At 61.4% G+C, this 12,233-nt stretch carries 12 protein-coding genes; 2 read left to right on the top strand and 10 right to left on the bottom strand.

Going from position 1 to position 12,233, the window contains the following annotated elements; translation table 11 throughout:
* Window positions 1–396 precede the first annotated feature (396 nt).
* Complete coding sequence (locus tag VJR68_RS14645) at window positions 397–1,875, top strand: asparagine synthase-related protein (RefSeq protein ID WP_324148820.1); 1,479 nt, start codon at window positions 397–399, stop codon at window positions 1,873–1,875.
* A gap of 658 nt (window positions 1,876–2,533) precedes the next feature.
* Here the strand turns inward: VJR68_RS14645 and VJR68_RS14650 are convergent.
* The 7 genes from VJR68_RS14650 to VJR68_RS14675 all read right to left on the bottom strand — a co-directional run bounded on the left by VJR68_RS14650 (window position 2,534) and on the right by VJR68_RS14675 (window position 9,477).
* Window positions 2,534–2,740 (bottom strand): dodecin, encoded by a 207-nt coding sequence (locus VJR68_RS14650; protein WP_324148822.1) that lies wholly within the window; start codon window positions 2,738–2,740, stop codon window positions 2,534–2,536.
* 74 nt (window positions 2,741–2,814) lie between these two features.
* Window positions 2,815–3,813 (bottom strand): glycoside hydrolase family 43 protein, encoded by a 999-nt coding sequence (locus VJR68_RS14655; protein ID WP_324148824.1) that lies wholly within the window; start codon window positions 3,811–3,813, stop codon window positions 2,815–2,817.
* Between the two features lie 138 nt (window positions 3,814–3,951).
* Entirely contained in the window at window positions 3,952–5,838 is a 1,887-nt protein-coding gene (locus VJR68_RS14660; RefSeq protein WP_324148826.1) for an AI-2E family transporter, read from the bottom strand.
* A 413-nt stretch (window positions 5,839–6,251) separates the two neighbouring features.
* Complete coding sequence (locus tag VJR68_RS14665) at window positions 6,252–7,292, bottom strand: cytochrome P450 (RefSeq protein ID WP_324148828.1); 1,041 nt, start codon at window positions 7,290–7,292, stop codon at window positions 6,252–6,254.
* Window positions 7,293–7,405: 113 nt separating this feature from the next.
* Window positions 7,406–7,486 (bottom strand): tryptorubin family RiPP precursor, encoded by an 81-nt coding sequence (locus VJR68_RS22080; protein ID WP_325369957.1) that lies wholly within the window; start codon window positions 7,484–7,486, stop codon window positions 7,406–7,408.
* Window positions 7,487–7,872: 386 nt separating this feature from the next.
* A complete protein-coding gene (locus VJR68_RS14670; protein WP_324148830.1) occupies window positions 7,873–8,697 on the bottom strand; it encodes a hypothetical protein in 825 nt (274 codons plus the stop codon).
* A gap of 3 nt (window positions 8,698–8,700) precedes the next feature.
* Window positions 8,701–9,477 carry a thioesterase II family protein gene (locus VJR68_RS14675; RefSeq protein WP_324148832.1) on the bottom strand — a complete coding sequence of 259 codons (777 nt, stop codon included), beginning with the start codon at window positions 9,475–9,477 and terminating at the stop codon, window positions 8,701–8,703.
* Window positions 9,478–9,714: 237 nt separating this feature from the next.
* Here VJR68_RS14675 and VJR68_RS14680 point away from each other — a divergent pair, with 237 nt between their 5' ends.
* A complete protein-coding gene (locus VJR68_RS14680) occupies window positions 9,715–10,734 on the top strand; it encodes an NADP-dependent oxidoreductase (RefSeq protein ID WP_324148834.1) in 1,020 nt (339 codons plus the stop codon).
* 66 nt (window positions 10,735–10,800) lie between these two features.
* On the opposite strand, the gene VJR68_RS14685 is transcribed toward VJR68_RS14680, so the two are convergent.
* The 3 genes from VJR68_RS14685 to VJR68_RS14695 all read right to left on the bottom strand — a co-directional run.
* On the bottom strand, window positions 10,801–11,355 hold the full coding sequence (locus VJR68_RS14685) for a GNAT family N-acetyltransferase (RefSeq protein ID WP_324148836.1): 555 nt from the start codon (window positions 11,353–11,355) through the stop codon (window positions 10,801–10,803).
* A gap of 4 nt (window positions 11,356–11,359) precedes the next feature.
* On the bottom strand, window positions 11,360–11,647 hold the full coding sequence (locus VJR68_RS14690; RefSeq protein WP_324148838.1) for a DUF2845 domain-containing protein: 288 nt from the start codon (window positions 11,645–11,647) through the stop codon (window positions 11,360–11,362).
* Window positions 11,648–11,761: 114 nt separating this feature from the next.
* A partial coding sequence (locus VJR68_RS14695) for a DUF3011 domain-containing protein (protein WP_324148840.1) occupies window positions 11,762–12,233 on the bottom strand: 472 nt, incomplete at its 5' end.

Here is a 12,233-nt window from a genome sequence, read left to right on the forward strand (position 1 = left end):
GGCGATCAGCATGACCCAGTCCTTCCGCCAAGTACTCCAGATACTTCTCGAAGCGGTTTGACACCGTCCTCATCGCATCTCACCCATGGCATCAAGTTATACACATATTACATTGATTTTTATGACACAGTAAGACTAGGGCGTGAATTTTTACCGAGCGTAGACAAAGCATTTCCTAAGATTCGCGACAGCTGCGCAAACCGCGGCGCGGGATGTTACACGGCACGGCGTGATGGCCGTATGCACGTTTTCATCATCGCTCGCAACGCAGCGGCGACGCGATCGACGCCCCGGCGCGGTACTTAAGGCAGCGATGCACTGGCGTTCTTGCAACGGCAATCAATCATGGGTGGTCGCGTGGACACATCGTTTCTCGATGGACCGGAACGGCAGCGGATGGCGACCCGGCCCATCTATCTCCACACCAGTCCTTTCGATCGCATTGCCGTCGACTTTTCGCCGCTGCAGACCCGCCGCGTTCATGCGCGCACCATTGATCCGGTATCGCTTGCCGATCTCTTGCGCAACGGCTTCGTCTACCCGCCGCACACCATCTACCGCGACGTAAAAAACGTGCAGACGGGCTTTACGCTGCAGCAAGGCGTGCAGGACGAGTTCCGCTTTCACTTCGCCTATCAGTCGGCACGCGCCACGTCGCGGCCGGCTTCCGGCGCCGTCAGCGACGAAGTGTTGCTGCGCACCTTCCATCAACTGCTGACCCAAGCCGTGCAACGTTGCGCGGCCGATATCCGTTCGCCATGGCTGTTGCAAAGCGGTGGCAAGGATTCCACGTCGCTCGCCATCGCCATCGCGGACACGCGCCCGGATACCACCTGCATCACGTATCTGGGCGGCAAGGAAGAGAACGAAGTCGACTCGGCGCGCTTCGTGGCACGCCGGCTTGGTCTGCGGCACGAGGCATGGGTGTGCGATCCGGGACGCGCCTACGATCGCTACCTGGCCATGGCGGCACGCATGCCCTTGCTGACGGCCGACTTTGCCACGCTCTCCTACGTGGACGTCGCCACCGAGATCGGCCTGCACGGCGGCGACGGCATTATCGACGCGCTGGGTGCGGATCCCTTCTTTGGCGTGCCGCTGCATTTGCGTGACCACCTGCTCTATTGGCTGGCTCGGAGTACGCGCGTTCCCGGCGCGTGGCTGAGGCATCCGCTCATACGCCGCAGCTTCAAGCTTTGCTTCGCGCTCGGCACTCTGCAGATGCATGGTTTCGAGCGCTATTTCCCCGGCTCGCGTTTCAGCGACAGCGAGGTGAATGCGCTACTGGGCGCGAACGTCTCCGGCGACTCGCGCAAGCGCATGGAAGCCTACCGCGACGACATGCAAGCCGCCGGCTCCGCCGAGGGCGTGCGGCGCATCGTGCTGGTGGTGATGGAAGCAGCAGGATTTGCCAAAGGCATGTACACCGCACCTGCCGCGGGCCTGAGCGTGGCTTATCCGTATTGCGACCAGCAACTGTGCGACTGGATTTTCCATAACGTTCCGGATGATCGCCTGATCGGCCGCGGCGGTGTCAATAAAGTGCTGGTCCGCCGCTATATCGCGCAGCGCTTCAACGCATTGCCGTATGTAAGGTCGAAAGGCTCATTCCGTTTCGATGTGCTGGGTTTGGCAAGGCAGCGCTTCGAGCAGGTGCATGCATTTGCGCGACAAGGGCAGGCATTGCTGCCGGGTGCGGCGAAGTGGCTGGAAGATCACCGGCATTGCCTGGACAACAAGTTCTTTGCCTCCAAGTTCTATTTGCTCGCGGTGACGTTGCCGTGGTTGCTCAGCCACCTGGATAACCCGGTGAATGCGGCGGCGGATGCGCCGCCGTCGGATGCGGATCGGGTGGATGAGTTGGTGCCGGTGTGAGTGCTGCCTTAAGGGCATTTCTATAAATCAACACATCCGTTTCTGAATGCCCGGGATGGCCATCTCCGCGTAGGTTGGGGTGCGAACCCCAACATAGCGTGATGATCGGCATGGCGACGTTGGGGTTCGCACCCCAACCTACGGTTCTGGATTCCAGCCGTTTGCCGCAATGGTCGAGAGGCCCGCTTCGCTTGAGAGCCATTTATAGAAGTGCCCTTAAGGTTCTCAATCGCCGGAAACTTTGCTCGTCATTCCGGCGAAAGCCGGAATCCAGTCAAAAATGACGTGCGCAGCACACGGCATAAAAGGTTTTCCTGGTTAGTGTCATGTCTCAGCCAGGCCGTTCGCTTCCTGTCTCGTCGCCCCGGCGAAGGCCGGGGCCCAGTGCCTTTCGCTTTAAAGTCGCTAGGCCCCGGCCTTCGCCGGGGCGACGAGTATTCTTGCAAAGTTTGCAGTACGTTCCAGTTGAGAGATGGCGCTAATCCGGAAAGGTTTTGAGTGCTTCGCACACGTATTCAAACTGGATTCCGGCTTTCGCCGGAATGACGAGCATTTGATTTACAGCACACCTGCTGTCGCAGGAGAAGAAGCATATCTGTAGCAAACAAAGGGCTTCCTACGCTTGGCAAATGTCGCTCGACATCTTCAAACCACGCCACTACTCCAGCGTAAACCCCACCTTTACCGTCACCTGCCAATGCGCCACCTTGCCGCCTTCCACATGCCCTCTCACGTTGGTTACCTCAAACCAGCGCATGTCGCGAACCGTCTTGGACGCCCGCTCGATGGCACAGCGGATGGCTTCGTCGCTGCTGGTCTTCGATGAACCGGTGAGTTCAATCGTCTTGTAAACATGATCGGACATGGCTCGGGCCTCCCTCGGTGGTGGGCAAGGTTTACTCCACTCCTCACCAAGCCGCGTGAACGAATCGTTGCGCCTTACGCGCCGTCCATGAATACGGGCAGCCCTTGTGCGTTCCAATGGAACGGTTTGATGTATGGCGCGCGGCGCGGCGTGCATTTCCAATCGGGGCCGCCGTTGGCGTGGAAGATGATCCAGTCCTGTCCATCGGCGGTCTTGAAGAATCCGTTGTGCCCGGGGGCGTAGATGCCCAGCCGCGCGGAGCTGGTCAACACGGGCGTGGGTGATTTGTGCCATGAAGCGGGATTGAGCAGATCGGCATCCGGAGCGGCCTGCAGCAAGCCGAGCGAATAGCCGTCCGACCAGCACGCACTGGCCGAATACGCCAGGAACAGGCTGCCTCGCGGCCCCTGGATGAATTCCGGCGCTTCGAGAATCTTGCGGCCGCCCTGCATCTCCCACGTATACGTTGGATGCGCGATATCCACCTGCAGCTCGCCCAGGCTCCATGGCGTGGTCATCGGCGCGATGATCAAGTCGCTATGGTCGCCAACATACGCCGAATAGACGAAATACCGCTTGCCGGCATGCTCGAACACGGTGCCGTCGATGCCGTTGAAATGCGTTTTCAGCGTGCCCTTGTCGATCCACTTGCCTTGCGTGGGATCGGGCGAATCGTTCTCCAATACAAACACGTGGCGATGGGCGTCATCGTCATGGGCTTTGTCGGCGCCGGTGACGTAGAGGTACCACTTGCCGTCGAGGTAATGCAGTTCCGGTGCCCAGATCGAGGCGGAATGCGGACCTTGCGGCGGCGCGCGCCAGACTACGATGGGTGCGGCATCGGCGAGATGCTTCATGTCCGTGGTCTTGCGCAGCGAAATATGGTCGCGCTCGGTGCTGGTGTAGTAGTAGACGCCGTTGCGCTGGGTGACCCATGGATCAGGACCGGATGGCAGCAAGGGGCCTTCAACGCGTTCGGTATTGGCTGTTGCGTATGCCTTCGTTTCAGGCGCCTGCGCATGGGCCACGCCGAGGGCGGCGAGCATGCCGGCGGCGAGCAGGGTTCTAATCATGGATAACTCACGCGAATGGCAACACAATCATATTGTATGACTATTATGTTGCCAACCGTAGGCTGGGATGAAAATCCCAGCTTCCCCGTGCATTCCGATGCTGGGATTTCATCCCAGCCTACGCAAGCCACGCGAGTACTACGGCATGAATTTCTTGAGCGCGTATTGCGCGGCTTCTTCAAATGATTTGACGACAACATTGATCTGCGGACCGGCCTCCGGCGGCGCCGGATCTTCCAGCAGATTGGGCAGTACAACCGCGACAATGGTGGCGTCGGCAAATCGTTGCCGCAGTTCCTGCGTCACCGCGTCGGCGCGTTCCCATTCCTCTGTTACGTCGCCAATCACCACTTGCATCATGGAGACCGCGTTGGGCGTGGCTTCCGGATGCGCCTCCTCCTGAAACTCTTCCACGTCCTTGATAGAAACGTGACGCGCATCGATGCGCAATTCGCGCAGCACGCGCGCCAGCACTTCGGTGAGCAAATCGTCTTCGCGCACGCCGGTGTCGATGCACAGCACGATCGATCCCGGCGCGACCGCCAGCGGTCCTTGCCAGCGCCCGCTGACGCTCTCGCGCTGCTTGCGCAAGTAATGGCCGATATTGTCGTCGTCGAGCACGGAGATGCGGTGACGCCAGCGCGGTTGCACCGGCGCTTCGCGGCCTAGCGTTTCGATAACCCGCACGACGGCGCTGCGCGCGCGGCGCAATTGCTCCGGATTGATCTCGCCTCGCCGCAAGTCCATTTGCGCCAGTTGGAATGCCGGCAACAACACGGCGTCGCAATACCTGGCAAACGATTTCTGGCGCAGGAATTCCCGCCCCGCAGCAATAATTTCGTGCGAGTCCCCGGAAAGCGCACGCTGGTAGAAACGTTGCGGCATGGTCAGCGCCGGTGTGTCGCCGAGCAAAATTTCAAGCAAGGTCAGCGAACGCACGTGCCTTCCTGCCACCACCAGGCAAAGCGTCAACGGCGTGGACAGCACCAGGCCCATCGGCCCCCACAACCAGCTCCAGAAAATTGCCGCCACCACCACCGCCAGCGGCGACAAACCGGTGGCGTGTCCATAAAGCTGCGGCTCCACCAACTGGCTGACGATGATTTCGACAGCGGCGAACAAACCGATCGTCAGCAGCATCAGCGACCAGCCCGGCGTAACCGCCGCTGCCAGCAAAGCCGCCAACAATGCCGCCAGCCACACACCCACATACGGCACGAAGCGCAGCACTGCGGTAAGCGTTCCCCACAACAAGGCATTGGGCAGCCCGATCGCCGCCAAGCCAATCCAGATTGCCAGGCCCACGCCGAAGTTGACCGAAAACTGCGACACGAAGAATCGCGACAAGCGCTGGCCGGCATCGTTGATCGCCACGGTGGTGGCGCGTAGATCGGTGCCGCCGATCACGCGGATAAACCGGTCACGCAGGGATTCGTATTCCAGCAGGATGAAAATCAGCACCACCAGCACGATGCCGGCTGTTTCCAACGGACTCCACAGCGAAGAAAGCACGCTTTTTATCGCGTCCCACGGACCGCCGGCCAGGGTCGGCAATTCAACCGGCGCAGCATATGCGGGCGTATTCGAAACCGGCGCCGCCTGCCCTGCTGCCTGGCTCTTGTTGCCCAAGGCATTGAACAATTGACCGGCCTCGCCACGCATGGCCTGCAAACGCCCAATGGTTGCCTGCTGCAACAGTTGCAGCTTGGCGCGAATCGTTTGCTCGTATTGCGGCAGGCTGCTGGCCAAATGCACGATCTGCGAACCGATCACCGTCATCAAGCCGGTGGCGATGAATGCCAGCAACAGCACCGCGATCAAGACGGCATACGCATGCCCCAATCCGATTCGCTGCAGCATGCGCACGAACGGCGCCATCAGCAGAGCCAGGATCATGGCGAGGATAACGGGCACCAGCACGTCCTTGCCGAAATACAGCAACGCCAGCACCACGCCCGTGGCAATGACGATCAAGGCGCGATGGCTTGCGCGCGAGATGGGTAGCGGCTCGGGAATGACGGGCATGGCAGCGCTGGGTTTCCTTGACGCCGTAGGGCGCGGGGCAACGATGGCATGCCTGGATGTGGCAGGCAATTGCGATGTGCAGGATGCAGGTTGGGTTAGGGCCTGTTTACACTATTTGCGTAGCCCGCGTTGCCCTTGAGTGGTCGTCAGGTGGTAGTGCGTGGCGCAGGCTTGGCTGGTTGCCAAGCCAAGCCGCGCGCTGCCGCATGACGGCCACTCAAGGGCAACCCGAAGGGCCGGGTCTGTTTGCCCGCCATCCAGCGTCATCACTCAGTCGTGGACCGACGTACACGCCTTCGTTCTTCCTTGGCTGGCGCGCAAACAGCTCCCGGCGCGGGCCACGCAAATAGTGTAAACAGGCCCTAGGCCACCGCAACCCAACGGACCGCTCCGAAAATGTCGGGCTACCTGCGCTAACCCAACCTGCAGTCCACCTCCGCCACGCCAAGCAGGCCGGCGAGCGGCACGTGCGCCGTGGTCTGCTGCGGGCTCACCGCAAGCCCTTGGTGACGCAGCATGTCGAGGAACATCTCAGCCAAGGGCATCACCATATGCTGCCCCCAGCAACGTTCGGATTTATGCCCGAAAGGAAGGTAACCAGGATGGCTATCGGGGTTGAGGCTGCCCCAGCGTTCCGGGATGAATTCATCCGGGTCATCCCACAGCGCCGGATCGCGATGACTGAGCAGCGGCAGCACCAGCACGTCGTCTTTTTCGCCGATGCGCGCATCCAGCGCGGGGTATTCGGGCGAAGCGTTGCGCAAGAGATTCCACGATGGCGGCAGCAGCCGCAGCGCCTCATAAAGAATGCTGCGATTGGACCAGTGGTCTTCGAACGGCGCGCCAAGCCAGAGCGCGTTGGCGATCAGCGTGGAGATGGTGAAGCAGACCGGCGCCGCCGTGCGCCGATAAAGCCCCATCGCATAGCGTCGATCGTGATAGCCCGACGCCTGCGCCACCGACGCCGCGATGGCGGACGCTTCCGGTTGCAGCTTTACCGGCAACAAGGCGCCCGTGCCGATCACTGCCCAGGTGAGTTTGGGCGTCAATTCCAAAATGCGGTTCATGAGAAAACGCAAACGGCGCGGATCGCTGCCGAGAATAAGATCGCGCAAATAGACATGCCCGACGTGCGGCCACGGACCGGACAAATCGACGCCGTCAGGGATAGGCTTCTTCAAGGCGGCGCGCACGTCGCGGCCGATCGCCTGCATCGATTTCAACGCATCCGGGCGAGGAATGGATCGTCCGTGCAAGGGCTTGAAGGTGGGACGCTCCCATTCCGTCGCCGGCCTTGCACTGAGAATCTGATCGGACAAAGCGGCGCCCGCCACACCGACCGTATCGTGATCCAAGCGAAAGACGTCTTCACCGCGATGCTCGCACAAGAGTTGTTGCAGCCTGGGTGCAAAGATAGTGGTGCGGGCACGGCGGCCGGAGATGCGCATGTCCATCGACGATCTCTTTAGTTCTGGATAAGGAATCCCGCGTCCGGCGAGTCGATGAATCCCCCGCCGGCGCGGGCTGCATCACCACCGCGCGCCTATGCGGAGCGCGGCTCGATCGCTCAGTACCAGATGTACCAGGCGTATTCCTTCAGGCTCTTCTCGCGGGCGAACAGGTTCTTGAGAGCAAAAAGCGTCTTCATGGTTAAGCACCTTTTCAAAGTGAATGACCCGATCGGGCCGAATCAAGCGTTAGTGCAATGCATGCGAGGCACGCAAGATCGCGCGCTTCCACGTGCCTCGCCTGGAAACGCTACGTGCCCGGCGGCAACGTTACGACGTCTTGCCGGGACATTGAGTTATCCAGCAAGGCCAATGGCCGATACTGTGAAGTGGTGGACAAGCATCCTCACGTCGTCTTGACGAAGTGATGCCATCGCCTGTCATTTGCGACCGTGGCGTGACACAGCTCTGGACATTTAGACATCCAAATGCGTGGCGAACAGAAGCGCCCACGCAGGCTGGGATGACAATCCCGGCGCAAGGAGAACCAACGAAGCTGGGATGGCATCCCAGCCTGCGCTTGCCCTCAAGGCGAAGTGGGCTTGTCCCCTGCCCCGCGCAGATTGGTGACCTTCCCCAGCAAGCCAAACCAGAACGGCGCGCCGAACAACGACGAAGATGCCGTGATGAGCCACCCGGGAATCATGTAAAGCACCGCGGCCATAGGCGGTGCATCGCTCCACCCGATCGGCAGCTGTTCCAGGTATGACAAGGCGTCGTGGGCGTCGGGCCCTGATCCCACCGCAGGCAGGTGGAACACGCCGGTGGCGGACATTTTCCACAGATGCGTCAACACCTGGCTGGCATCGATGTTGAAGAGAATCGCCACCAGCAAGGCCAGCACGAACGCCCAGAACTGGGCGTGCCGTTTATAGGCGCCAGAAATCCGCTCCATCGCGGAATCGAACCAGCGCGCGATCTCCGCCTCGAACAGCGCCACGCTGCCGGCAGCACGGTCATACATGCTGCAAAGGCAGGTGCGGATCTGGGGATCGGAAATGCTTTCCAGCACCGGGCGCAGGTCGGCAAACGCCACCTGCCCTTTCTGCAGGGAATCCACCATGGCGCGCGCGAAGTTCAGCGGCACGATGTACGACGGCGCCAGCTTCAAGGACAGGCCCGCGATACTGGTTGCACATCCGTTGCTGCGCGGATTGACCAGTGCATGGTTGTAGATATCCAGCACCAGGCCATGCCCATTCAAAAGCTGGTTGACGCCGTTCAACAACGTCCTGGCACGCAGCCGGAACACGGACGCCATGGCTTCCTGCAAGCTGCTGGCAATCAACGCGACCGAACCGAAGCACACGATCATGCCAATGGCGGCTTCAAGCACAATGCTACCGAACATGCATCACCTCTTGTGGATCCGCCGTGCTTCGCCATCGCTCCAGCGCGCCAGCAAGTCGTCGATCAGTGCCGCGCGTTGATGGTGAAGATAGAAATGGTCGCCTTCGAAGCTGCGGCAGGCAAAACCCGGCAAGGCCCAGCGTTCCCACGCGAGGATGCGCGAAGGCGTGGTGTGCGTATCGCCCGTGCCAGCGTATGCGGTAATCGGCAGCCGCAAGGTGCTGTCTTCCGGCACCACGTAGCTGTCGATCAGGTTGAAGTCCGCACGCAGCACCGACAGCACCATTTGCAAGTAGTCCGGATGGCCAAGGATTTCCTTGGGCGTGCCGCCGAAACTTTCCAGCATGCGCAGCAATTCGGCATCGCTGAGCGTGGCACGCGATTTTTCCCGCCGGCACAGCTGCGGTGCGGCACACGCCGATACGAACAGGCGTTGCGGCAGCGGCAGACGCCGCTCCTGCAGTTGCCGCGCCACTTCAAAACCGACCAGGCCGCCCAGGCTGTGGCCGAAGAAGGCGAACGGCAGGTCGAGCGGCAAGCTTTCGGCCAGCATCATGGCCAGCGTATCCAGCCGATAGAGCGGCGGTTCGGCGGCGCGTATTTCCCGCCCGGGAATCGCCGCTGCCCACACCTCTGTATACGGCGTCACGTGCTGGTGCCAATCCCGAAACAGCGAGGGACCACCGCCCGCATGATGAAAGCAGATGAGGCGACGGCGCGTGCCGGCACTCGCGCTGAAGCGCCGAAACCAGCGCCCCGCGTCAGCTGCATTCGCCCGCATGCTTACCGCCATCCCTTGTCCCCTTGGCATGCCCTGATGGGCCGCCGCACGTGCCATTCTGCATCAACTTCGATGGCCGGCAGAAGACGGGGGCGATGCCACGCGCTCATCTCGCCGCCGCGTGAAGACATTGTGAAATCAGCCTTGCGTGCAAAGATGCGTTCGCCGCAGGCGACGCCCCTTGTGATCGCGGCAACGGCTACCACCATGCGCACACCACCGCCAAAGGAAATCCCCATGACACAGAACGTCAACCGCCGCATCGTGCTGCAGGCACGTCCGCACGGCGAACCCACGCCCAGCGATTTTCGCCTCGAAAGCCAACCCGTTCCGCAACCGGCCGAGGGAGAGCTGCTGCTGCGCACGATCTACCTTTCGCTCGACCCCTATATGCGTGGCCGCATGAGCGACGCACCTTCTTACGCGCCGCCGGTGGAACTCGGCCAGGTGATGGTCGGCGGCACGGTGAGCCGCGTGGAAGCATCGCGCCATCCCGCGTTCAAGGTGGGCGATGTGGTGGTGGGCGCCAGCGGGTGGCAGGACTATGCGCTATCCGATGGCAGCGACATCAGCGCGATAGACAGCCGCATCAGCCGGCCCTCGCTGGCGCTCAGCGTGCTGGGCATGCCCGGTTTCACCGCGTATCACGGCTTGTTGCAGATCGGCCAGCCGAAGCAGGGCGAAACGGTGGTAGTGGCCTCCGCGACCGGTGCGGTCGGCTCCATCGTCGGCCAGATCGCCAAGCTCAAAGGCGCCCGCGCGATTGGCATTGCCGGCGGCACCGAGAAATGCCGCTACGCCGTCGAAACACTCGGCTTGGATGCATGCATCGACCATCGCGCGCCGGATTTTGCCGAGCAACTCGCCGCGGCAACGCCCAAGGGCATCGACGTGTACTTCGAAAACGTCGGCGGCGCTGTGTTCGATGCCGTGCTGCCGCTACTCAACATCGGCGCACGCGTACCGGTGTGCGGCCTGATTGCCCAGTACAACGCCACGCGCCTGCCTGACGGACCGAACCGCGTACCGCAGTTGATGGGGTTGATCCTGGCGCGGCGTTTGCGCGTGGAAGGCTTCATCATCCTCGATCACTACGCGACCGAATTTGCCGATTTCCTGCGCGACATGAGCGGATGGGTGGCGCAAGGCAAGGTGACGTTGCGCGAGGAATTCGTGGAAGGGCTTGAGCAGGCGCCGCAAGGCCTGACCGACTTGCTGGCAGGCAAGCATTTCGGAAAAGTTGTCGTGCAAGTGTAGGTTGGGGTGCGAACCCCAACACCCTGATGCCGTGAGAGACGAGCATGTTGGGGTTCGCACCCCAACCTACGGGTGATCGCGGCGCCACGCGCGCCATTGCTCCTTGGTCAACTCCCACATCTCCTGCTGCGTATAGGCGGGATCGACGAACCTGCCGGGCGCCACGCCGATAAACCGCGCGCCCGTTTTCAATTTGATCTTGCGCGAGGCCTCATTCCCCACCGCATTGGCAAACACCAATCGCTCCAAGCCCAATGCTTCGAACGCAAAATCATTCACGCAACTCACCGCTTCGGTCATATAGCCCCTGCCCCAGAACGCGCGGCCCAACCAGAACCCGCGGTTTTTCCGCTCACTGTGGCGACGCAAATCGATGGCGCCGATCACGCCGTCGACATCCTTGCGATGCAAGCCCCATATCCAGCGATCCTGTCCTTGCACCGGCACGATCACATCGCGGATGAAACTGCGCACACCATCCGCCGGATAAGGCCACGGTACGTCGGCCGACAAGTGCCGAATCACTTCGTAGTCGACGAAATGGCGTCCGTACGACTCGGCATCCGCTTCCGTGACGCCGCGGAGTATCAATCGTTCGGTAACGAGCGCCGGTGCCGGCATGCGATCAATGGTATTCCGTCTGGAAATTGGTGACCCTGCCACCGACGATGGTGATGATCTCGACCTTGTTGTCCTGCACGTACTGCCATTGCTCGCCGCGCGATACCTGGTCATCCGGCAGGCCACCATCGCGCCGATGCAGATAGTTGCGCACCGTCGGCGGCCCCATCAATTGCTGCACATAAGCGGCGCTGTCGCCGATCGTCAGCACCTTGTCACCCACGCGCAGCGACGTAGCGGCATGGACAGTCACACTGGCAAACAACAAACCCAGAAGCAGACGGCGACGCATGATGAACTCCCTTTTCGTTGTGGATGGGCGCGACGTGAGCAGCACATCGTGCTTCCTGACATGCAGCACTACGCCACGCCAACCCAACCTGTAAAAATCCGAAAACAGCGACTGTCAGTAGCGGCGATCCACCACGAAAACGGCGCGGCAGCCGCGATCCACCCAGATGCCGTCGCGCGACCAGTCCCAGCTGCGACCTTGCCGGCAATCCGCGCCGGAAAGCTGGTTGACCATGCGCACCTGATCGTCGCGCCGCAGGTCCACCGGACAGAACTGGCGGTTACCGCCGTGGCTTTCGCAGCGCACCTGCATCTGTTGCGGCGGACGGCCCCAACCTTGCCCTGGCCGGCCGTCATACGGCCGGCCGTACGCCGGCGCAAATTGGCCGCGACAGCCTTTATCCACCCAGATTCCGTAACGATCGAATCCCCATGTCTGGTCGCGTATGCAGCGCGTCTTGGACGACTGCTGCACCAGCACCGCGTCGCGCCAGGGCACCTGGCAACGCGCGAAACGGTTGTCATTGCTGGCGCAATACGCACCCTCCGGGCCTTGCTGCGCGCGTAGCGGCAATGTGGCAGTCAAC

It is taken from the genome of Dyella sp. (assembly GCF_035277725.1).
Taxonomy (GTDB): Bacteria; Pseudomonadota; Gammaproteobacteria; order Xanthomonadales; family Rhodanobacteraceae; genus Dyella_B.

Coding starts and splice junctions, on each gene's coding strand:
- VJR68_RS14645 (WP_324148820.1), top strand. CDS start 397: ATGGCGACCCGGCCCATCTATCTCCACACCAGTCCTTTCGATCGCATT.
- VJR68_RS14650 (WP_324148822.1), bottom strand. CDS start 2,740: ATGTCCGATCATGTTTACAAGACGATTGAACTCACCGGTTCATCGAAG.
- VJR68_RS14655 (WP_324148824.1), bottom strand. CDS start 3,813: ATGATTAGAACCCTGCTCGCCGCCGGCATGCTCGCCGCCCTCGGCGTG.
- VJR68_RS14660 (WP_324148826.1), bottom strand. CDS start 5,838: ATGCCCGTCATTCCCGAGCCGCTACCCATCTCGCGCGCAAGCCATCGC.
- VJR68_RS14665 (WP_324148828.1), bottom strand. CDS start 7,292: ATGGACATGCGCATCTCCGGCCGCCGTGCCCGCACCACTATCTTTGCA.
- VJR68_RS22080 (WP_325369957.1), bottom strand. CDS start 7,486: ATGAAGACGCTTTTTGCTCTCAAGAACCTGTTCGCCCGCGAGAAGAGC.
- VJR68_RS14670 (WP_324148830.1), bottom strand. CDS start 8,697: ATGTTCGGTAGCATTGTGCTTGAAGCCGCCATTGGCATGATCGTGTGC.
- VJR68_RS14675 (WP_324148832.1), bottom strand. CDS start 9,477: ATGCGGGCGAATGCAGCTGACGCGGGGCGCTGGTTTCGGCGCTTCAGC.
- VJR68_RS14680 (WP_324148834.1), top strand. CDS start 9,715: ATGACACAGAACGTCAACCGCCGCATCGTGCTGCAGGCACGTCCGCAC.
- VJR68_RS14685 (WP_324148836.1), bottom strand. CDS start 11,355: ATGCCGGCACCGGCGCTCGTTACCGAACGATTGATACTCCGCGGCGTC.
- VJR68_RS14690 (WP_324148838.1), bottom strand. CDS start 11,647: ATGCGTCGCCGTCTGCTTCTGGGTTTGTTGTTTGCCAGTGTGACTGTC.